Below are 21,088 nucleotides of genomic sequence, written 5' to 3' on the forward strand. Positions count from 1 at the left end.
GGCTCAGGGCAGGTCGCGGACGTAACGCAGCTGTGGGGTCGGGGCGGTGCCGATCTGCTCGGTCCGGGTGGTGCCGTCGGCCGTCCACCCGCCGCGCTGGTAGAACTCCCGGGCGTGGGCGTTCTCGCTCAGCACCCAGAGCGCGGCCCGGCGCCAGCCGCGCCCGTGCAGGGTCGTCAGCGCGTCGACCATCAACGCCCGGCCCAGTCCCCGGCCCTGCTGGTCCGGTTCCAGGTGGATGGCGTAGAGCTCGCCGTACCCGGTCGGGTCGAGTTCGTGTGGGCCGACGTAGCTGAAGCCGACCAGCCGGTCGCCCGCTTCGACCACGGTCATCAGGTGGGTCTCCTGCTCCCACTTCCACCGCTCGCTCCACCACCGGCCGAGCTGCTCGGCGGAGTCGGCGGCGAACGCCTCGTCGGGCAGGAAGCCACCGTAGGCGGCCTGCCGGGAGCGCGCGTGCAGGCCGCCGACGGCGATCAGGTCGGCGGCGGTGGCGGGGCGCAGGATGGCGGTCACACGGGCGAGGATAGCCGGGGCACCCGTACCCGGCCGAGGTCCTCGGCGATCACCAGGTCACCGGTGAAGTGTTCCCGCGCCTCGGCGGCGAACCGCGCCGGGTCCGGGTAGCGCTGGGAGAAGTGGGTCAGTACGAGGCGGCGTACCCCGGATTCGGTGGCCACCCGCGCGGCCTGCGCCGCGGTCAGGTGGCCGGCCTCGGCGGCCAGCGCGGCGTCCTCGGTCAGGAAGGTCGACTCGATCACCAGCAGGTCGGCGGCTTCGGCGAGGGCGTAGACCGCGTCGCAGAGTCCGGTGTCCATGACGAAGGCGAAGCGCTGGCCTCGGCGCTCCTCGCTGACCTCGGCCAGCGACACGCGGCGCCCGTCGAGGTCGAGGTGGCCGGCGCGGATCAGCTCGCCGATCGCCCGACCGGCGATGCCGTACGCGGCCAGCCGTTCCGGCAGCATCCGCCGTCCGTCCGGTTCGACGAGCTGGTAGCCGTACGCCTCGACCGGGTGGTGCAGCCGGCGGGCGGTGATCGTGCCGCCGCGTACCGGGATGGTCTGTCCGTCCTGTTCGACCGGTTCCGGTCGTACGTCGGCGGTTTCGTGGAAGGAGCTGGCGTGCCGCAGCCGGGCGAAGTATTCGGCGCCGCCGGCGGGGAAGTGCACCGGCACCGGGTGCGGCACCCGGTCCAGGGAGAGGCGCTGGATCATCCCGGGTAGTCCGAGGCAGTGGTCGCCGTGGAAGTGGGTGACGCAGATCCGGGTCAGGTCGGTGGCGGAGGCCCCGGCGAAGAGCATCTGTCGCTGGCTGCCCTCGCCCGGGTCGAACATGATCATCTCGTCGTCCCAGCGCAACAGGTAGCCGTTGTGGTTGCGCTGCCGGGTGGGCACCTGACTCGCGGTGCCCAGGATCACCAGTTCTCTGGTCACCGGGAGCCCTTTCGGGTCGGGAAGGTCGTCGCCGGATATGGAACGACCCCCGGGGCTTCCGCGCGGTGCGCGGGCCGGTCGGACTGAACCGGCACCCCGGGGGTCGGGTGGCTGTCTGGTTTTCGCCGCACCGCTGCCACACGGTCTCGACGGTCTTGCACTGTCAAGGACAGCGGCTAGCGGACAGCCACCTCACGAGTCCCGTTGCTACACAAAGCTTGGACCACCTCCCTTCACGTGTACGGCCACGTTAACCACATCGGGACGGCTCCGCCAATGGTTTTAGATCACTGGTCTCGTCCGGGTTCGCCCTGTCTCAGGTACCGGTACGGGCCACCCCGACCGGGCAGCTCATGCCGTTCGGGCCGTGGTTGCAGTAGCCATCCGGGTTCTTGGACCCTGGCGAACGGAGACCTACTGCTGAGTCCGTGACGTCAAGATCGAGAAGGCGGGGAACGGTCGTCGCCCCGCCTGACGCAACGGGCTGGTCAGGCGGTTGGGGGCGAGCCTGAACCTATGTGACCTTGAAGCTGACTTCGCCACTTCGTGAAGCGCGTCCGGAGCGCGGCTAGTTCCGCGAGCTCTTCAGTGCAACGGCTGCGTCTTGCATCTCAGTTTAGTGACACGGCAGCCCTGTCCATGTCAGTGATCTGGCCGTTCATTGCAATGGCGACGACCGGACCGGCCGATGTCAGTCAACATGTGGATGTCTGACAAGCCTGCGTATGATGGCATGGTGGACGTTTCGATCTTCACTTCGCAGGCGCCCGGAGACCTCGTCAAGATCAATGGTGTCGATCCCCGCCGCGGTGAGTGGGAACACGTGGCGTTCGTGCCGCATCCGCTGCCCAAGCTACCTCCGGACCTCAGTGCGCGGACCTACCGGATGGTTGCCGACGCACGCGCGGCGCTCGGAGCTCTCGACAGCACGGCGCGACGCCTGTCAAACCCACGAATCTTTAGGCGGCCTGCGCTACAGGCTGAGGCGCAGAGTACGTCAGCGCTGGAGGGTACCTACGCACCGTTGGGTGAAGTCCTCATTGCTAACGAGGAACGACCGACGAATCTAGATCTACGCGAGGTCCTGAACTACGTTCGCATGGGTGACGCTGCCTTCGATTGGATAGAAGAAGGTATGCCCTTGACGGTGGGAATGCTGGAGCAACTGCAAGCGATGCTCGTCAGGGGCACTCGGGGCGAAACCGTCAACTCCGGAGCCGTTCGCAATCATCAGGTAGTCGTCGGTCAGCGAACGAATGCCCCGTCAGGCGCACTGGCGGTGCATTCGGCTCGGTTCGTTCCGTCGCCACCGGGTCTAGATCTCACCGCGAATCTGCGTGGTCTTCTCGATTGGATGACCGACAGCGAAGTGATGCAGGAGACCGATCCTGTGGTGGCGGCAGCGCTTGCCCACTATCAGTTCGAAACGCTTCACCCGTTTCACGACGGGAACGGCCGTATCGGTCGGTTCCTCATTGTGGCGCACCTGCTGAAGCAAGGCGTCCTCCTCGAACCCACGCTCACGGTTTCACCGTGGTTCGAAGCCCGACGGTCGGAGTACTACGACCGGTTGCTTGCCGTCAGTACTGAAGGGGCGTGGGACCCGTACGTAAGGTTCTTCGCCACCGGCCTCGAGTCGTCCGCGAATGCCACGCATGAACGTATGAAAGCATTGGTGGCAGTGCAGGAGTCGTTCAAGGAGCGTATTCGAAAGTCTCCGCTGAGGGCTGATACCGCGCATGCGTTGGTAGACTTCGCTATTGCCCGGACGGCCTTTACCGTTCGAGATGTCGAGAAGCACCTTGGAATCTCTTATGGTCGCGCCAACGGTCTTGTTCAGCAGATGATCCACCTGGGGATCCTTGCTGAGGTTCACGCCGCTGCGGGCGGGTCTGGCCGTCGCTTTTACGCGCCCGACGCATTCGATGTTCTGGTGAAAGAGCCTTAGGTTGTTGAAGGGGCGCCCTCTGGAAGGCGCCCCTCGGGTGTTGCTGCTTGACGTGCGTGTCAGCTCACGTGCGCCACGCGGCCCCGTGACGAAGTGACGGAACGAACGTCACTAGCTATAGATGTTGAAGGAGGAAGAAGAAGCCTTCAGGCAGAAACGAGAGTGACGCTAGTTCCGTCACTTCGTCGTCCTGCTCGGCGTTCCCCGGCGCCCGCCACCCGGACAGGTAAAGATCCGCCCTGGGGCGTCGTCCACGGGGAAGACAACGCGCGCCCAGGGCGGGCCGGCTCTGCAATTCTGTGCTGGCACCATTTCTTTAGTGCTGCGTCACTCCCCACGGAGCCGAACGTCGCCGTCGTCGTCAGGCAGGGGCTCCCACTCGTGTTCGCCTGCAAGTAGGTGCTGTGCCGCTGGTTGGGATCGTGCGAAGGCGCTTGAAGGTCTGGCGCTCGACGTAGACCGGTCGGCCGACCTGTTGATCATGATCGCCAAGGAGACGGAGCAATGAGCAACCAAACCGGTGCCGTGTGGCGTAAGAGCAGCCGGAGTAACGGCGCGGGTGGGCAGTGCGTGGAGGTCGCCGACAACCTGCCCGGCCGCGTGCTCGTCCGCGACACGAAGAACCGCGACGGCGGCACGCTGACCTTCGCCCCCGATGCGTGGCGCGCCTTCGTCGGCTTCGCCAAGCAGGGCTAGCAGATCTTTCTCACGCCCCCGTGCCAGCTGGCGGATTCTCGTGGTCCTCGCAACACCTGATGGTCTAGACGGATGTCAGTAGATCACGCAGGCGCTCGGCTGGGGTTTCCCAGCCGAGTGTTTTGCGTGGTCGACGGTTGAGTTTCTGGGCGACGTGCTCAAGATCTTCGGAGCCGTGGATGCTCAGGTCGGTGCCTTTGGGGAAGTACTGCCGGAGCAGGCCGTTGGTGTTCTCGTTGGTGCCACGCTGCCAGGGCGAGTGCGGGTCGCAGAAGTAGACCGCCATCCCGGTCGCCAGGGAGAGCTGCCTGTGCGCGGCCATCTCGCAGCCTTGGTCCCAGGTCAGCGATCCGCGCAGATGCTCGGGAAGGGCCTGGATCAGCGGTATCAGGACGTCGCGGACTTCCTCGGCGGTGTGCCCGCCGGGTAGGTGGCCGAGCATCACGTAGCGGGTGGTGCGTTCGACCAGGGTCACGATCGCGGACTCGCTTCGGGTGCCGACGATCAGGTCACCTTCCCAGTGGCCTGGCACGGCCCGGTCCTCGATTTCGGGCGGACGCTCAGAGATCATCACCATCTTGTCGACGAACCGCGCGGTGCGCTGATCAGGACGCCGGTGGGGCTTGCGCCTGGTGCGTCCGGTACGCAGTGCTGCGGCGACCTCGCGCCGCAGCCCGCCACGCGCCTGGACGTAGATCGCCTGGTAGATCGTCTCCGTGCTCACCCGCATGCTCCCGTCGTGGGGGAACTGGCTGACAAGAGCGTGGCAGATCTGCTCCGGTGACCACTCCTCCCGCAACCTGCTGGTGACGTAGTCGCGCAACGGGCCGTCCTGAGCCAGCTTGGAGGTCTTGGGGCGCGCACGCCCCTTCGCCCACGCTCGCTGGGCCCGGTGCGGCCGGTAGACGCCGTCGACGGAACGGGCATCGATCTCTCGCTTGATCGTCGATGCCGGCCGGCCCAACTCGCGCCCGATCGCCCGCAGGGAGACGCCTTCACGATGCAGGTCAGCGATGGTCTCACGCTCGACCAGGGTCAGGAACCGAGGATGGAGTTCGGCCTCCAGGGACCCTACCGACCGCGGCTGAGACGCGGTGGCCATCGTGGTCACACCCGTCCGGTAGTCCACCTTGCGCCCGTCGGGATAGATGCGGGTATGTCCTACAGATCGCACCCCGTGATCCCAGTCCCGGGCGGTGCGCACATTCACCCCGACACGCCGAGCGGCCTCCTTCCGGTTGACCCCGTCGGCACGCAACCGGTCGTACTCCACACGCCCAGGATGACCCCCGCTGCCGCCGCTCCCACACCCTCGCAGGCCAGCCTTCCGCACCCACCCAAACGCCGTGTTCAGGTTCACCCCTACCGACCGGGCCGCCACCGAGACGTTGCCGCCTTCACGGTCCAGCGCCTCGAAGAACCCCACCCGCAACTCCGGCGAAAGCATGATCCCCGCAACCCCCTGAAACCCAGGGGTGTTGCGGGGATCGCTAGAACCCGCGGCTCGGTACGGGGGTGTTGCTTTGTCTCGGGTACGCCGAACGCCCCCCGGCGTGGTGCCGGAGGGCGTTCTAGGTATCGGGTGTGTAAGCGGCGCTTCGTCGGCTACTCGGCTACCCGCGCCACCCCGACCGGGCAGCTCATCCCGTTCGGGCCGTGGTTGCAGTAGCCGTCCGGGTTCTTGGACTCTGGCGCAGGGTGTAGTAATTCGCAGCTGGGACCGCCGACTCCCCACTCATTCATCACCGGGTTGTGGCATGTGGCCGAACCGTCGGACCTCCTGGGGCCAGCCGCATGCTTCCGCGATCTTGCCGGCCCACATCCGGGCCGTTTCCTCGTCGGCCACGTCCACCACGGTCAGCCCGCCCAGCCACTCCTTGGTTTCGACGTAGGGCCCGTCGGTGAACATCAAGGTGCCGTTCGTGGCGTCGGCACTGAAGACGGGGCCGTCCTCTTCCAGGCCCCCGGCGAACACATACGCCCCGGCCGCCTTGATCTCGTCCACGACCGCCGCGGCGAGTGGCCCGCGCCCGCGAAACCACTCCTCAGTGTGGTCGCCCACCCACTGCTGGTTGAAGTAGATGAGGTACTCGGCCATGTCTGCTCCCTCGTTCCGGGCGGACCTTTGTCTGCCTCCATCCTCGCTACGAACGGCGCCGCACGGATACGACACCTCAGGCCGGAAATTTCCACGTCGATGTTGGCGGGGGAGCGGTGGTGCGTCCGTCACCGGTCCACGTGGGCGAGCGGACGAGGTAACACTCTGCTCGCCGCCATGACGACAACCGCCATGACGACAACCGCCATGACGACAATGGTCCGCGTGCTGGAAGAGTTGCGAAGCAGGGTCGAGCGGTGCCGCGCCGCCGCAGCCGAGTCGGGCCTGGCGGTCGAGATCGGGCCGCCGCTCGCGTTGCGGGAGGCGCCCGCGGACGCGCCACCGGCCGCCGTGGCGGCGTTCCGGATGTTCGAGTGGGTCGACGGCCCGCTCTTCCGGTTCGACTGCCCCGACGAGCTGCGCTCGATCGAGGGGTGGCGGGCGCGGCCCGACATCGAGATGCTCCTGCCCATGCCGATCGATCTTGGCTGGGAGATGTGGTCGAGGCGATCCGTGACGGAGGGCCGCCTCGGCGTGCGCGGCGGCGAGACCATCTCCCTCGACCCGGTCAAGGGCGACGTGTACTACGTCGACGACTGGATGTGGTTCCAGGAGAACATCGACTGGGAGGTCGTCGAGGAGGTCCACCACCCGATCGCGCCGGACGCGGTGACCTTCTTCGCCGAGTGGGTCTTCGGGCCGCGCTATCCGGAGCTGGTCTCCCTCGTGCTCGGCCCCGGCCTGCTGGAGCACCGCATCCGGAAGGGCCGGAACAAGGGCGAGCTCACGGACGCCTGGCTGCGCCTACTTCAGCGGGCCGAGCTTCTCCAGGACTGCACGACGATGACGTAGACGGCCATGCTCACCGCCACGAGCGCGCCTATGTGGCCACCAGCAGGGCTGGCGGCCACATAGTTCCGGCAGGTCAGGTGGCGTCGGCTACCCGTGCCACCCCGACCGGGCAGCTCATCCCGTTCGGGCCGTGGTTGCAGTAGCCGTCCGGGTTCTTGGTCGGCGCGAGGTACTGCTGGTGGTAGTCCTCGGCGTAGTAGTACTCGCCCAGCTTGTCGATCTCCGTGGTGATCTCCGGCAGGCCGGCCTTCGCCACCACCGGGGCGAACGCCTCGCGGGACGCGCGGGCGATCTCCAACTGCTCGTCGTTCGTGGCGTAGATCGTCGATCGGTACTGGGTGCCCACGTCGTTGCCCTGGCGCATGCCCTGGGTCGGGTTGTGGTTCTCCCAGAAGACCTTGAGCAGGTCCTCGTAGCTGATCTTCGTGGGGTCGTAGACCACCTGGACCGCCTCGGTGTGCCCGGTGAGCCCGGAGCAGACCTCCTCGTACGTCGGGTTGGCGGTCTGTCCGCCGGCGTAGCCGACGGAGGTGGAGATCACCCCTGGCAGGGTCCAGAACAGGCGCTCGGCACCCCAGAAACAGCCCATGCCGAAGACCGCCGTACGGCTGCCCTCGGGCCACGGCCCCTGCATCGGCGTGCCGAGTACGACGTGCTTGTCGGCCACCGGCATCCGGAAACTGCGTCCGGGCAGTGCCTCGCCGGGACCGGGCAGGTCGGCCTTCATTCGCCGTAGGAACACGGTTGGTCTCCTCTCGTACGTCTGCCGGGTGTAACGCTGGCCGGTCCGCGATCCTTACCCGGCTTACCCGCCTGCTGGCGGCTCAGGCGGGTGGGAGTGCGGCGGCGATCCGGGCGGCGTACCCGGTCGCCGAGTCGGCGTCGTCGTACGTGGTGCGGGGCCAGAAGAAGCCGCGCAGGCCGTCGCCCTTGGTCCGGGGCACCACGTGGGTGTGCAGGTGCGGCACGGACTGGGAGACCCGGTTGTTCATGGCCACGAAGGTGCCGCCGCAGCCGAGGCCGGTCTCGACCGCGACCGTGATCCGACGTACCAGGCCGAAGTATCCAGCAAGCGATGAAACAGGCAAATCAGGCAGGACCTCGTAGTGTTCGCGCGGTACGACCAGCACGTGCCCCCGGAACACCGGCCTGGTGTCCAGAAACGCCACCCCGGCCGGTTCGTCGGCGACGGTGAAGGCCGGCACGGAACCCGCGACAATGCCACAGAACACGCAAGGCAACACCCGGGCAGACTAACGTCACGCAGATGAACTACGGCTTCGAGACGCTCGCCATCCACGCCGGTCAGGAACCTGATCCACGTACCGGCGCGGTGGTCACACCGATCTACGCGACCAGCACCTACGCCCAGGACGAAGTCGGGTCACCCCGGCTCGGCTACGAGTACAGCCGCTCGGCGAACCCGACCCGCGCGGCCCTGCAGGAATGCCTCGCCGCGCTGGAGGGCGGCCAGGTCGGGCTCGCCTTCGCCAGCGGCCTCGCCGCCGAGGACGCCCTGCTCCGTACGGTCTGCCGGCCCGGCGACCACGTGGTGATCCCGGACGACGCGTACGGCGGCACGTACCGGCTCTTCGCCAAGGTGCTGCACCGCTGGGGGCTGGAGTGGACCGCGGCGAGGATCTCCGACCCGGACGCCGTACGGGCCGCCGTCCGCCCCGGTCAGACCAAGGTCGTCTGGGTGGAGACGCCGACCAACCCGCTGCTCGGCATCGCCGACATCGCGGCACTCGCCTCGATCGCCCACGAGGCCGGGGCGCTGCTCGCGGTCGACAACACGTTCGCGTCGCCGTACCTGCAACAGCCGCTGGCGCACGGGGCGGACGTGGTCGTCCACTCCACCACCAAGTACCTCGGCGGCCACTCCGACGTGATCGGTGGCGCGCTCATCGCCGCCGACCGGGGACTGGGCGAGGAGCTGACCTACCACCAGAACGCGATGGGCGGCGTACCCGGCCCGTTCGACGCCTGGCTCACCCTGCGCGGCGTGAAGACCCTCGGCGTACGGATGGACCGGCACTGCGACAACGCGGAGCGGGTGGTGGACTACCTGAGCACCCACCGGGCGGTCGCCGAGGTGCGTTACCCCGGCCTGCCCGATCACCCGGGGCACGAGACGGCGGCCAAGCAGATGCGCCGGTTCGGCGGCATGATCTCGTTCCGGGCGGCCGGTGGCGAGGCGCACGCGGTGGAGATCTGCAACCGGGCCAAGCTCTTCGTGCTCGCCGAGTCGCTCGGCGGGGTGGAATCGCTGATCGAACACCCTGGTCGGATGACACACGCGAGTGCCGCCGGCTCGGCGCTTGAAGTTCCCGCCGATCTCGTGCGACTGTCTGTCGGCATCGAGACGGCTGACGACCTGCTCGCCGATTTGGAGCAGGCGCTCGGCTGAGGCTTCGGGGGAGGGGTGGGGAGTGCAGGAGCTCATGCCGACCTGGGTGGGCGCGACCGCCAAGCAGATCGCCCGGGCGGTCCGTCGAGGTGACGCGTCGGCGACCCAGGTGGTGGCCGACCACCTCGACCACATCGCCCGGAGCGACGGCGAACTCGCCGCGTTCCGGGTGATCCGGGGCGGTGAGGCGATCGTCGAGGCGGAGAAGGTCGACGAGCAGGACGACCTGGCCAACCTGCCGCTCGCCGGGGTGCCGATCGCGGTCAAGGAGAACACCGCCGTGGCCGGCCTGCCGACCTGGAACGGTTCCGCCGCCGCCCGCACCGCGATCGCCGAGGACGACCACGAGGTGGTCCGGCGGCTGCGCGGTGCGGGCGCGGTCATCGTCGGCGTCACCCGGATGCCCGAACTGGGCCTCTGGGCGCTCACCGACGACGAGAGCGCCACCACCCGCAACCCCTGGGACCCGGACCGCACCCCTGGCGGGTCGTCCGGTGGCGCCGCGGCGGCGGTCGCCTCCGGGCTGGTCCCGATCGCCCACGGCAACGACGCGTTGGGCTCGCTGCGCATCCCGGCCGCCTGCTGCGGACTGGTCGCGCTCAAACCCGGCTCGGGTGTGGTGCCGTCCCAGCTCGGCGCGGACGACTGGTTCGGGCTGACCGAGCACGGCATCCTCGCCACCACCGTGGCCGACGCCGCCGTCGGCTTCTCCGTCCTCGCCGGCCGGCGACCGGACAAGCTGGTCCCGCCGCAGCGGCTGCGGGTGGCGGTCTCACTGCGCTCGCCGGTGAGCGGCGTACGCCCGGACGCGCCCAACACCGACGCGGTCGCCACCGGCGCCCGACTCCTCGCCGCAGCCGGGCACGACACGGTCACGGCGGACCCGGTCTACCCGACCGCGATCGGCCTGCGCGGGATCGCCACCTGGCTCGCCGCCGCCGCCCGCGACGCCGAAGCGGCCGGGGTGGACCGGCGCAACCTGCAACGGCGCACCCGGCGGCACATCGGGCTCGGTGACTGGGCCTACCGCCGGGGTTACGTCCGGGAGGCCGACCGGGCCGCCTGGCGCGAGCGGTCCATCGGGTTCTTCACCGACAACTCGGTGGACCTGCTGCTCACCCCGGCGCTGGCCGCCGCCCCGCCGCCGGCCGACGGATGGGCGTCCCGTTCCTGGCGGGCGAACATGCTGACCAACATCCGGTACGCCCCGTACGCCGCGCCGTGGAACATCGCCGGCCTGCCGTCGCTGGTGGTGCCGGTCGGCGTACGACCGGACGGGCTCCCGGTCGGAGTGCAGCTGGTCGGGCCACCCGGCTCGGAACTGCTGCTGCTCGGCGTCGCCGGACAGTTCGAGATGACCGCGCCCTGGCCCCGGCACGCCCCCGGCTGGCCCCGCGTCCCCCAACCCATCGCCTGACCGTTAGGAAGGGCCCCTTGTTAACGCTATGCGTTAACAAGGGGCCCTTCCTAACGCGGATGCGGTGCGGCTGTGATGCCGGGCATCAGCGGGCCGCCCCCGGTGACGGGCCCGGGGCGGGATGCGACGATCGGGACATGACGGACCTGGTCGGCCTTGCCGACGTACGCGCCGCGCGGGAACTGCTCGCCGGCATCACCCGGACCACCCCGCTCGAGCCGTCCCGGCCGTTGAGCGCCGCACTCGACGGGCCGGTGTGGCTCAAGTGCGAGCATCTGCAGCGCGCCGGCTCGTACAAGGTACGCGGCGCGTACGTCCGGATCTCCCGGCTCTCGGAGGCGGAACGCGCCCGTGGCGTGGTGGCGGCGAGCGCCGGCAACCACGCGCAGGGGGTGGCCCTCGCCGCCGGCCTGCTCGGCATCTCGGCCACCGTCTTCATGCCGGTCGGCGCGCCCCTGCCCAAGGTCGCCGCGACCAAGGGGTACGGCGCCCAGATCGAACTGGTCGGCAACACCGTCGACGAGTCGCTCGTCGCGGCCCGGGACTTCGCCGAGCGCACCGGTGCGGTCTTCATCCACCCGTTCGACCACGCCGACGTGATCGCCGGCCAGGGCACGGTCGCGCTGGAGATCCTGGAGCAGTGCCCGGAGGTGAAGACGATCGTCGCCGGAGTCGGCGGTGGCGGGCTCGTCTCCGGTATCGCGGTGGCGGCGAAGGCCATCCGTCCCGACGTACGCGTCATCGGGGTGCAGGCGGCCGGCGCCGCCGCCTTCCCACCCTCGCTCCTCGCCGGCCGGCCGGTACGGCTGCCCGCCTACGCCACCATCGCCGACGGCATCGCCGTGGGGATTCCCGGTGACCTGACCTTCGCGCACGTGAGCAAGTTGGTCGACGAGGTCGTGACGGTCTCCGAGGAGGACATCTCCCGGGCCCTGCTGATGCTCCTGGAACGGGGCAAGCAGGTGGTCGAACCGGCCGGGGCGGTGGGCGTGGCCGCGTTGCTCGCCGGCGTCGTCGAGGTGGAGGCGCCGGTGGTCGCTGTCCTCTCCGGCGGCAACATCGACCCGCTGCTGATGCTGCGGGTGATCGAGCACGGACTCGCGGCGGCCGGCCGTTACCTGCGGTTGACCGTGCGCTGCAACGACCGTCCGGGGCAGTTGGCGCTGCTGTTGAGCCAGATCGCCGAGCATCGCGGCAACGTGGTCGACGTGGTGCACCTGCGGCAGAATCCGCACCTGCGGCTCGGCGAGGTCGAGGTCGCGCTCTCGGTGGAGACCCGGGGCGCGGAGCACTCCGATCGACTGATCAGTGCCCTACGAGCCAGTGGATACCAGGTCGCGTTCGGTGAGACGGCCGACTGACCGACGACCAGCTTCCGTCCCGTCGCCGATGCGGCAGGGAGCTGGCTGACCGGGGTCGGACCGAACATCTCGACCCCGGTCGTGCCGTCGTGGACGGGACGGCCCCGCCGCCCCGGAGGGATCAGCCGCCGAACGGCTCGAAGCCCACCACGGTGACCTTGATGTCCGCGCCGCTCGGCGCGGTGTAGGTGACCGTCTGACCGGCGCGGCTGCCGAGGATGGCCTTACCCAGGGCGGACTCCGGGCTGTAGACCGTGAGGTCGGTGGTGGCCGCGATCTCCCGGGAACCGAGGAGGAAGGTCTCCCGGTCCTCCTCGTCGTCGTCGAAGTGGATCGTGACGACGGTGCCGGGGGCGACGGAGTCGGCCTTGGGTGCCTCACCCACCTGAGCGGTACGCAGCAGTTCCTGCAGGTAGCGGATGCGTCCCTCCTGCTTGCCCTGCTCCTCGCGGGCGGCGTGGTATCCGCCGTTCTCTCGCAGGTCGCCTTCTTCACGGCGTGCGTTGATCTCCGCGGCGATCACCGGGCGGCCAGCGATCAACTCGTTGAGCTCTGCCTGCAGGCGGTCGTGCGCGTCCTGGGACAGCCAGGTGGCGGGCGCCTCGCGGTCGGTCGTCGACACAGACGATCTCCTCGGGTGAACGGACTACGGCGGACAGGACGAAGTACCAAGTTACCAGTGCGCTACACACCGGACGGGCAGTGATTTATTGCCGAACCCGACTGAACCGCCCGAATCAGTTCCCGACAGTCCCTACGGCCCGTCCTGGGAGCGCTACCCCCGGGTCAGGTTCCGTTGCCCGGCTCAGGCCCGGCAACCGACCGAGTGCCGGTTCAGTGCGCTGCCCGGCAGCGGAGCACCTCGCCGATCATCGCCGGGCCGGACGTACGGAGCAGGTGCTCGACCACCGGCTGGCGCTCACCGGGCGGGGCGTCTACGCGTACCTCTTCGCGGGCGACCTCGGCGCCGTCCCGGGAGCGGGCCCGTACCGCGCAGATCGCCGAGCTGCCGGCCGGGACGGTCACCCGGAACACCAGCCGCATCTGGCTGTCGGTAATGTCGGTGTAGGTGATCACCTGGGCGTCGTAGGTGGGATCGCCGTACTGCCGGTAGAGCCGAGCCGCGGCTAGTCCCAGCACGGCCAGCAGGGCGACCGCCAGCAGTGCGCTGAGCCAGGGCCGCCGACGTCCGGAGGTGCGGCGGTGTCCGTACCGGCCCTCGGGGAAGACCGGCGTGTCGGAGGAACGGGTGGCGTTCGTCTCGGTCACCGGTCACATCTCCTGCGGGGCACGTTGTCGGTGGCATCGGCCAGAATGGCAGAGTCCATCTTCGCAGCCGGTGACCGAACGATACCGGCAGGTCAGCCGGTCGAGCCGCGGGGGCTCGACGGCAGCACGGACGAGGAGCATCCGTTGGCAGAGCAACTACGTCTCATGGCCGTACACGCCCATCCCGACGACGAGTCGAGCAAGGGCGCCGCGACCATGGCGAAATACGTCGCCGAGGGCGTGAGCGTGCTCGTGGCGACCTGCACCGGCGGTGAGCGTGGCAGCGTCCTGAACCCCAAGCTGGACCGCCCGGACGTCTGGGCGAACATCGCCGACATCCGCCGGGCGGAGATGGACGCCGCCCGGGCCATTCTCGGCGTCGAGCAGGCGTGGCTCGGGTTCGTCGACTCCGGGCTGCCCGAGGGGGACCCGCTGCCGCCGCTGCCCGAGGGCTGTTTCGGGCTGCAGGACCTGGCGGTGGCGACCGGCCCGCTGGTCCGGCTGATCCGGGAGTTCCGGCCGCACGTGGTGACCACCTACCCGGAGGACGGCGGCTACCCGCACCCGGACCACATCATGTGCCACAAGATCACCGTGGCCGCCTTCGAGGCCGCCGGTGACCCCGACCAGTTCCCGGAGCTGGGCGAGGCGTGGCAGCCGTTGAAGCTCTACTACGACATCGGCTTCTCCAAGGCGCGGTTCATGGCGCTGCACGAGGCGGTGCTCGCGGCGGGTCTCACGTCGCCGTACGAGGAGTGGCTCAAGAACTGGGGGGAGGACCGCCCGGACAAGGGGCCACGGATCACCACCCGGGTGGAGTGCGCCGAGTACTTTCCTGTCCGCGACGACGCGCTGCGGGCTCACGCCACCCAGATCGACCCGGACGGCTTCTTCTTCCAGGTGCCGATGGAGATCCAGCAACGAGCCTGGCCGACCGAGGACTTCGAGTTGGTCAAGTCGCTGGTGGAGAGTCCGATGCCGGAGTCTGACCTCTTTGCCGGCATACGTGGGACCGCCCGTGCCCGTTGACCCAGTCCAGGCGTACTGTTGTGAGAGCTCGCCTATCGAAGGATCCCAGTCATGCTGACCGCTGTGCAGGTGCTCGCGGCGAACAACTTCGGGGACACCCGGACCGGTGGCCTGGCCGGCCCGATGGGCCTCTTCCTGATCGTGGTGCTGGCCATCGCCACGGTTCTGTTGATCCGCAACATGAACGCGCGGCTGCGGCGGTTGCCGGACCGGTTCCCCGACCAGCCCCTCGACGCCCGGTCCGGGCAGGCCGATTCGTCCGTTACGCGGGTCGGTGAGGCGGACTTGACAGAGGAATCTGGCGGGAGCGCTCCCAGTGCCTCCCACCAGGGCGGGAACGGCCGCTAGCCGGCATGATCCCGGCTAAACCGGCCGGCCGCCCCCTGTTGCGCCAAACCGGTTTGGCTTAGCCTTCCGCCGGGGACCAAAAGTCCCCGCACCGTGCGCGGGAGGGGGCGCCGATGAGAGTCAGACCCGACGCCCGGCGCGGTGCGCGGCCCGCTGACGCCCTGCGTCCGGGAACTGTGGGCGGAGGCGGCCCGTGACATCGGGCCGGCCGGCCGCCCCGCGGTTCGCGGCCCTGGTCGGCATCACCGAAACGCCCCGCCGCATGCTCGTCCTCACCGCGGCGGTGCTGGCGGCGGCGCTCGCCGCCGCCGGTGCCGGGCTCGCGGTCCCGGCCCAACTGCCACCGGACGACCCGCTCGGCTCCGTCGAACCGCTCGTCCGGATCGCCATCGTCGCCGGGGTGTTCGCGCTCGCCCAGCTCGCCCGGCTGCGTTTCCGGGTCGCCACCGGCATGGTCAGCGTGACCTGGGGCGAAGCCGCCCTCGTCATCGGGCTCTACCTGATGCCGGCCGGTTGGCTCCCGGTCGCCGCCCTGGTCGGGGCGGGACTCGGCTGGGGACTGCTGTCGATCTTCCCAGACCGCCGTTCGGTCGTCGAGGTGGTGCACATCGCCGCCTCCCTGACCGCCGCCGTCGCCGTCGCCACCACCGTGGCCACCGCCTTCGGCGCCCCGCTCGGCGCCGGGCTGACCCCCGCGCTCGCCACAGCGCTCCTGCTCGGCGCGCTGACCTACCTGCTGGCCACCGGCTGGCTGGCCGCGCTGACCATGTCGCTGCGGCACCGGCTGCCGATGGGGCAGCTACTGCTGCGCGCGTTGCGCGGCAAGCTCCTGATGTTCGTCGGCAACGTCCTGGTCGGTCTCGCCGTCGTCACCATCCTCGAACACAGTCCCCGCTGGCTGCTGGTGCTGCCGCCGGTCTGGTGGCTGTTGCAGCAGACGTACGACCAGCGGCTGCGGGCCGACGACGAACGCCGTACCTGGCGGGCCTTTGCCGAGGCCACCAGCACCCTCAACCAGCTCGACGAACGCGACGTGGCGACCGCGGGGGTGAGCGGCGCGCTGGCGGTCTTCGGCGCGGACGGGGTCGACCTCGACGTGGCGCGGGGCGACGGGCGGTGGCGGCGCTACAGCGTCACCGCCGGCGGACCGGTGACGGACCAGGACCTGGTGGTACGGCCCCAGCGCGAGATCGGTGACCCCGTGCTGTCGCGTCCGCTGGAGATCGGCAACGCACAGGTCGGTGAACTCCGGGTGCGGCTGCCCCGGTCGGTCGTCCCCGGCGAGCGGGACCAGGACGTCCTGTCGGCGTTCGCCGACGCCCTCGCGGCCGCGCTGCACGACGCCGCCTCCCACCAGGAACTGCGGATCATGGCCGCCCAGTCGTCGTACGAGGCGGTGCACGACCCCCTGACCAAGCTGGTCAACCGCGCCGCGATGCTGAGCAAGGGTGACCTGGCGCTGCACCGGCTCGGGCACGACCACCCGGTGGCGTTGCTGCTGCTCGACATCAACAACTTCAAAGAGGTCAACGACACCCTCGGGCACGCCGCCGGAGACGAACTGCTCCAGGTGACCGCCCGCCGGCTGCAGGAGCTCCGCTGCGACGGCGAGGTGCTCGGCCGGCTCGGCGGTGACGAGTTCGCCCTGCTGATCACGTCGCTGCCGGCCACGCCAGTGCCGGCCACGCCAGTGCCGGCCACGCCGCTGCCGGCGACGCCGCTGCCGCTGCCGGTCGCGACCGAGCTGAACATCTTCGGCGAGTGGCCCGCCTCGCTGCCGTACCCACTGCGCCGGGCCCGGGAGATCGTGGCCCAGCTGGCCGCACCGACCGAGGTCGCCGGCGTACGGATGTCGGTCGAGGCATCGGTGGGCGTGGTGGTGGCCGGCGCCGGCACCGCCGACATGACCGAGCTGCTGCGCCGGGCCGACATCGCGATGTACCAGGCCAAGGCGGGCGGCGGGAGCGTCGCCAGTTACGACAGCAGCCAGGACGCGGCCAGCACCGACCAGCTCGCGCTCCTCGCCGAGCTGCGTGAGGCGCTCGCCTCGGACGACCAGCTCATGCTCGCCCTGCAACCCGCGGTCGACCTCGCCACCGGGGCGCCAACCGGGGTGGAGGCCCTGATCCGCTGGCGCCACCCGCGACGGGGTCGGCTCGGACCGGTCGACTTCGTCCGTACCGTCGAGGGCAGCGAACTACTCGGCCCGTTCACCCGGTACGTGATCGACAAGGCGCTCGCGGTCGCCGCCGACTGGGCCCGGCACGGACTCGACGTACCGATTTCGATCAACCTCTCCGCGCGCAGCCTGCTCGACCCGAGGTTGCCGGCGGAGGTGGCCGAGTCGCTGCGCCGGCACCAGGTGCCGGCCCACCGGCTGGTGCTGGAGATCACCGAGACGGTGGTGATGAGCGAGCTGGGCGTGATCGACGAGGTGCTCTCGGAACTCCGGGCGATGGGCATCCAGCTCGCGGTGGACGACTTCGGCACCGGCTTCTCCTCGCTCACCTTCCTGACCCGGGTGCCGGTCGACGAACTCAAGGTGGACCGGTCCTTCGTGATGGCGATGGCCGACTCCCCGGAGGCCGCGGCGATCGTACGGTCGACCGTCGGGCTCGGACGGGAGCTTGGCCTCCGGGTGGTGGCCGAGGGGGTGGAGACCGCCGACCAGCGCGCCGCCCTGGTCGAACTGGGCTGCACCGCCGCCCAGGGCTACCACTTCTTCCGGCCGATGCCCTCCGACAAGATCGTTACGGTGCTTCGTAGCCAGCTCGACAGCGCCCAGCAGGCCCGGATCTTCCCGCTGCGCGCCGACGGCGCTTCCTGACCGGCGCCAACCGGGGGACGCGAGTGCGACCGGCCGCCGCTGGATATGGTCGTCAGGTGAATCGACTGGCGAGCGCGACCAGCCCCTATCTGCTCCAGCACGCGGAGAACCCGGTCGACTGGTGGCCGTGGTCCGAGGAGGCGTTCGCCGAGGCGAAGCGGCGCGACGTACCCGTGCTGATCTCGGTGGGGTACGCGGCCTGCCACTGGTGCCACGTGATGGCGCACGAGTCGTTCGAGGACCCGGCGGTCGGCGGGTTGCTCAACGACAACTTCGTGTCGATCAAAGTGGACCGGGAGGAGCGGCCGGACGTCGACGCGGTCTACATGACCGCCACCCAGGCGATGACCGGTCAGGGCGGCTGGCCGATGACCGTACTCGCCGCGCCCGACGGCACCCCGTTCTTCTGCGGCACGTACTTCCCCAGGGCCAACTTCGTCCGACTGCTCGAATCGGTCACCACCGCGTGGCGGGACCAGCGCGAGGCCGTGTTGCAGCAGGGCGCCGCGGTGGTCGAGGCGATCGGGGGCGCCCAGGCTGTCGGCGGGCCGACCGCCCCGCTCACCGCCGAGCTGCTCGACGCCGCCGCCGAGCAGCTTGCCCGGGAGTACGACTCCGTCAACGGCGGGTTCGGTGGCGCCCCGAAGTTCCCGCCGCACATGAACCTGCTCTTCCAACTGCGGCACTACCAGCGGACGGGATCGGTTCGGACACTGGAGATCGTCCGGCACACCGCCGAGGCGATGGCCCGGGGCGGGATCTACGACCAGCTCGCGGGTGGCTTCGCCCGCTACTCGGTGGACGGGCACTGGACCGTGCCGCACTTCGAGAAGATGCTCTACGACAACGCCCTCCTGCTGCGCGTCTACACCCAGCTCTGGCGGCTCACCGGGGACCGGATGGCCGAGCGGATCGCGGCGGAGACCGCCGGCTTCCTCCTGGACGACCTCGGCACCGCCGCCGGTGGGCTCGCCTCCGCCCTCGACGCGGACACCGAGGGAGTGGAGGGCGCCACCTACGCCTGGACCCCCGCCCAACTCGTCGAGGCGCTCGGCACCGACGACGGGCAGTGGGCGGCCGACCTCTTCGCGGTCACCCCGGCTGGCAGTTTCGAACACGGTACGAGCGTGCTCAGACTCGCCCGCGACATCGACGACGTCGACCCCGAGGTGGCGGCCCGCTGGCGGCGGGTGCGGGGCGCCCTGCGCGCCGTACGCGACCTGCGCCCCCAGCCGTCCCGGGACGACAAGGTGGTCGCCGCCTGGAACGGGCTGGCCGTCACCGCCCTGGTCGAGTACGCGACCCTGACCGGTGACGCGGTGACCGCCGGCGCGGCCCGGGACATCGCCGGGGTGCTGGCCGAGCGGCACATCGTCGACGGGCGGCTGCGCCGGGTCTCCCGGGACGGCAAGGTCGGCGAACCCGCCGGGGTGCTGGAGGACTACGGGGCGGTGGCCGAGGCGTTCTGTGCCGTACACCAGCTCACCGGCGAGGGGCGCTGGTTGACGCTCGCCGGTGAACTGCTGGACGTGGCGCTGGCCCACTTCGCGACCGGGAGCGGCGGGTTCTACGACACCGCCGACGACGCCGAGAAGCTGATCACCCGGCCGGCCGACCCGACCGACAACGCCACTCCGTCCGGGCTCTCCGCCCTGGTGGCGGCGCTGGTGGCGTACTCGGCGCTGACCGGTGAGCCGCGCTACCGGGAGGTCGCCGAGACCGCACTGGCCACGGTCGCCCCGATCGTGGCCCGGCACGCCCGGTTCGCCGGCTACGCCGCCACCAGCGGGGAGGCGCTGCTCTCCGGGCCGTACGAGGTGGCGATCGTCACCACCGATCCGGTGGGCGATCCGCTGCTGCTGGCCGCCCGGCGGCACGCGCCACCCGGGGCGGTGGTCGTCGCCGGGGCGCCGGACCAGCCGGGGGTGCCGCTGCTCGCGGACCGACCGCTGCTGGCGGGGGGCTCCACGGCGTACGTCTGCCGAGGTTTTGTCTGTGACCGTCCGGTTCATACCGTCGACGACCTGCTCGCCCAACTCGCCTGACCCCCGCCCCGCCAGCCACCCCCGCGCCAGCTGACGCCCTCGCCGGGCGCGCCGATGCCTGCGTTAGGAAGGGCCCCTTCCTATACAGAAAGCGATAACAAGGGGCCCTTCCTTACCCCCGGGGCCGGGTGCGGGGGCCGGGGGGCGCAGAGCCCGCTAGGCTTGCCGGCGTTATGGATTCTCGAACCGGTCTGCCCGTTGTCGGCATGGTGGGGGGCGGGCAGCTCGCCCGGATGACCCACCAGGCCGCGATCGCCCTCGGCCAGTCACTGCGTGTCCTGGCGCTCACCCCGGAGGACGGGGCCGCGCTGGTCGCCGCCGACGTCCGGTACGGCGACCACACCGACCTCTTCGCGCTACGGATCTTCGCGAAGGGCTGCGACGTGGTCACCTTCGACCACGAGCATGTGCCGTCCGAACACATCCGCGCCCTCGCGGCCGAAGAGGTGACCCTCTACCCGTCCGCTGACGCCCTGCTCTACGCGCAGGACAAGCGCGCGATGCGGGAACGGCTCGGTGCGCTCGGCGCACCGGTGCCGCGCTGGCGGCCGGTGGCCGCCCCGGCGGACCTCACCGGCTTCGGGGACGAGGTCGGCTGGCCGGTGGTGCTCAAGGCGGCCCGTGGGGGGTACGACGGCCGTGGCGTCTGGGTCGTGTCGGACGCCGCCGACGGGGGCGCCCTGGTGTCGAAGCTGCTCGACAGTGGCACCGAGCTGATTGTGGAAGAGCGGGTGGCGCTCCGGCGCGAGCTGGCCGTACAGGTGGCTCGTTCGCCGTTCGGGCAGGTCGCCGCGTACCCGGTGGTGGAGACGGTGCAGCGGGACGGCATCTGTGTCGAGGTGCTCGCGCCGGCGCCGGACCTGCCGGAGCCGCTGGCCCTGGCCGCCCAGCAGCTGGCGATCGACATCGCCACCACGCTCGACGTGGTCGGCCTGCTCGCGGTCGAACTGTTCGAGGTCACCGGCCCGGACGGCAGCCCGGCGCTGGTGATCAACGAGTTGGCCATGCGCCCGCACAACTCCGGCCACTGGACCATCGAGGGTGCCCGGACGTCGCAGTTCGAGCAGCACCTGCGGGCGGTGCTCGACTATCCGATGGGGGACACCGCGTTGGCCGCGCCGGTCGTGGTGATGGCGAACGTGCTCGGCGGGGCCGAGGGTGGGATCTCGATCGACGAACGGTTGCACCACCTTTTCGCCACCGATCCGGGTGCCAAGGTGCACCTCTACGGCAAGCAGGTCCGTCCCGGTCGGAAGATCGGCCACGTCACGGTCCTCGGCGACAACCTCGAACAGGTACGGGCACGCGCCGCGCGGGCCGCCCAGTGGCTCCAGGAGGGGCGATGACGGCTGCGG

General features: G+C 70.1%; 19 protein-coding genes and 2 pseudogenes. 11 read left to right on the forward strand and 10 right to left on the reverse strand.

Annotated elements, in window-relative coordinates; translation table 11 throughout:
* Positions 1–3 precede the first annotated feature (3 nt).
* The 3 genes and pseudogenes from BDK92_RS22925 to BDK92_RS22935 form a co-directional block, all read right to left on the reverse strand.
* Positions 4–516 carry a GNAT family N-acetyltransferase gene (locus tag BDK92_RS22925; protein ID WP_121158557.1) on the reverse strand — a complete coding sequence of 171 codons (513 nt, stop codon included), beginning with the start codon at positions 514–516 and terminating at the stop codon, positions 4–6.
* Positions 513–1,433, reverse strand: a complete 921-nt coding sequence (locus BDK92_RS22930) for a ribonuclease Z (protein ID WP_121158558.1) — start codon at positions 1,431–1,433, stop codon at positions 513–515. The genes BDK92_RS22925 and BDK92_RS22930 overlap by 4 nt, the downstream gene beginning before the upstream one ends.
* A gap of 316 nt (positions 1,434–1,749) precedes the next feature.
* Positions 1,750–1,830: pseudogene (locus BDK92_RS22935) on the reverse strand (peptide-methionine (S)-S-oxide reductase MsrA); the annotation flags it as partial.
* A 339-nt stretch (positions 1,831–2,169) separates the two neighbouring features.
* On the opposite strand from BDK92_RS22935, the gene BDK92_RS22940 reads away from it, so the two are divergent.
* A complete protein-coding gene (locus BDK92_RS22940) occupies positions 2,170–3,381 on the forward strand; it encodes a Fic family protein (RefSeq protein ID WP_211349336.1) in 1,212 nt (403 codons plus the stop codon).
* A 504-nt stretch (positions 3,382–3,885) separates the two neighbouring features.
* The gene (locus tag BDK92_RS22945) at positions 3,886–4,077 is read left to right on the forward strand and encodes a DUF397 domain-containing protein (protein WP_121158559.1); all 192 of its coding nucleotides are present in this window, start codon (positions 3,886–3,888) and stop codon (positions 4,075–4,077) included.
* 64 nt (positions 4,078–4,141) lie between these two features.
* Here the strand turns inward: BDK92_RS22945 and BDK92_RS22950 are convergent, their stop codons facing one another.
* From BDK92_RS22950 to BDK92_RS22955, 3 genes and pseudogenes are all read right to left on the reverse strand, one after another.
* Positions 4,142–5,524 (reverse strand): IS30 family transposase, encoded by a 1,383-nt coding sequence (locus tag BDK92_RS22950; RefSeq protein ID WP_425462251.1) that lies wholly within the window; start codon positions 5,522–5,524, stop codon positions 4,142–4,144.
* A gap of 158 nt (positions 5,525–5,682) precedes the next feature.
* Positions 5,683–5,763, reverse strand: a pseudogene (locus BDK92_RS39740) (peptide-methionine (S)-S-oxide reductase MsrA); the annotation flags it as partial.
* Positions 5,764–5,812: 49 nt separating this feature from the next.
* On the reverse strand, positions 5,813–6,175 hold the full coding sequence (locus BDK92_RS22955) for a YciI family protein (protein WP_121158560.1): 363 nt from the start codon (positions 6,173–6,175) through the stop codon (positions 5,813–5,815).
* A 177-nt stretch (positions 6,176–6,352) separates the two neighbouring features.
* Here BDK92_RS22955 and BDK92_RS22960 point away from each other — a divergent pair, with 177 nt between their 5' ends.
* A complete protein-coding gene (locus tag BDK92_RS22960; protein WP_147457089.1) occupies positions 6,353–7,027 on the forward strand; it encodes a hypothetical protein in 675 nt (224 codons plus the stop codon).
* A gap of 73 nt (positions 7,028–7,100) precedes the next feature.
* Here the strand turns inward: BDK92_RS22960 and msrA are convergent, their stop codons facing one another.
* Both msrA and BDK92_RS22970 read right to left on the reverse strand, forming a co-directional pair.
* Positions 7,101–7,769: a peptide-methionine (S)-S-oxide reductase MsrA gene (gene msrA, locus BDK92_RS22965; protein ID WP_121158562.1), complete on the reverse strand. Its 669-nt coding sequence runs from the start codon at positions 7,767–7,769 to the stop codon at positions 7,101–7,103.
* A gap of 82 nt (positions 7,770–7,851) precedes the next feature.
* The gene (locus BDK92_RS22970; RefSeq protein ID WP_121158563.1) at positions 7,852–8,271 is read right to left on the reverse strand and encodes an HIT family protein; all 420 of its coding nucleotides are present in this window, start codon (positions 8,269–8,271) and stop codon (positions 7,852–7,854) included.
* Between the two features lie 23 nt (positions 8,272–8,294).
* Here BDK92_RS22970 and BDK92_RS22975 point away from each other — a divergent pair, with 23 nt between their 5' ends.
* From BDK92_RS22975 to ilvA, 3 genes are all read left to right on the forward strand, one after another.
* Positions 8,295–9,437, forward strand: a complete 1,143-nt coding sequence (locus tag BDK92_RS22975; protein ID WP_121158564.1) for a cystathionine gamma-synthase — start codon at positions 8,295–8,297, stop codon at positions 9,435–9,437.
* Positions 9,438–9,471: 34 nt separating this feature from the next.
* Entirely contained in the window at positions 9,472–10,854 is a 1,383-nt protein-coding gene (locus BDK92_RS22980) for an amidase (protein ID WP_121162503.1), read from the forward strand.
* A gap of 137 nt (positions 10,855–10,991) precedes the next feature.
* Positions 10,992–12,215 (forward strand): threonine ammonia-lyase, encoded by a 1,224-nt coding sequence (gene ilvA, locus BDK92_RS22985; RefSeq protein WP_121158565.1) that lies wholly within the window; start codon positions 10,992–10,994, stop codon positions 12,213–12,215.
* A gap of 121 nt (positions 12,216–12,336) precedes the next feature.
* Here the strand turns inward: ilvA and greA are convergent, their stop codons facing one another.
* Both greA and BDK92_RS22995 read right to left on the reverse strand, forming a co-directional pair.
* Positions 12,337–12,837, reverse strand: a complete 501-nt coding sequence (gene greA, locus BDK92_RS22990; RefSeq protein WP_121158566.1) for a transcription elongation factor GreA — start codon at positions 12,835–12,837, stop codon at positions 12,337–12,339.
* Between the two features lie 212 nt (positions 12,838–13,049).
* On the reverse strand, positions 13,050–13,484 hold the full coding sequence (locus BDK92_RS22995) for a DUF4307 domain-containing protein (RefSeq protein WP_121158567.1): 435 nt from the start codon (positions 13,482–13,484) through the stop codon (positions 13,050–13,052).
* A 144-nt stretch (positions 13,485–13,628) separates the two neighbouring features.
* On the opposite strand from BDK92_RS22995, the gene mca reads away from it, so the two are divergent.
* From mca to BDK92_RS23020, 5 genes are all read left to right on the forward strand, one after another.
* Positions 13,629–14,513 (forward strand): mycothiol conjugate amidase Mca, encoded by an 885-nt coding sequence (mca, locus tag BDK92_RS23000; RefSeq protein ID WP_121162504.1) that lies wholly within the window; start codon positions 13,629–13,631, stop codon positions 14,511–14,513.
* Between the two features lie 51 nt (positions 14,514–14,564).
* Complete coding sequence (locus BDK92_RS23005; RefSeq protein WP_121158568.1) at positions 14,565–14,861, forward strand: hypothetical protein; 297 nt, start codon at positions 14,565–14,567, stop codon at positions 14,859–14,861.
* A 262-nt stretch (positions 14,862–15,123) separates the two neighbouring features.
* A complete protein-coding gene (locus BDK92_RS23010) occupies positions 15,124–17,688 on the forward strand; it encodes a putative bifunctional diguanylate cyclase/phosphodiesterase (RefSeq protein ID WP_121162505.1) in 2,565 nt (854 codons plus the stop codon).
* 56 nt (positions 17,689–17,744) lie between these two features.
* Entirely contained in the window at positions 17,745–19,733 is a 1,989-nt protein-coding gene (locus BDK92_RS23015; RefSeq protein WP_121158569.1) for a thioredoxin domain-containing protein, read from the forward strand.
* A 173-nt stretch (positions 19,734–19,906) separates the two neighbouring features.
* Positions 19,907–21,079 carry a 5-(carboxyamino)imidazole ribonucleotide synthase gene (locus BDK92_RS23020; protein ID WP_121158570.1) on the forward strand — a complete coding sequence of 391 codons (1,173 nt, stop codon included), beginning with the start codon at positions 19,907–19,909 and terminating at the stop codon, positions 21,077–21,079.
* Positions 21,080–21,088 lie beyond the last annotated feature (9 nt).

Source organism: Micromonospora pisi (assembly GCF_003633685.1).
GTDB classification, from domain to species: domain Bacteria; phylum Actinomycetota; class Actinomycetes; order Mycobacteriales; family Micromonosporaceae; genus Micromonospora_G; species Micromonospora_G pisi.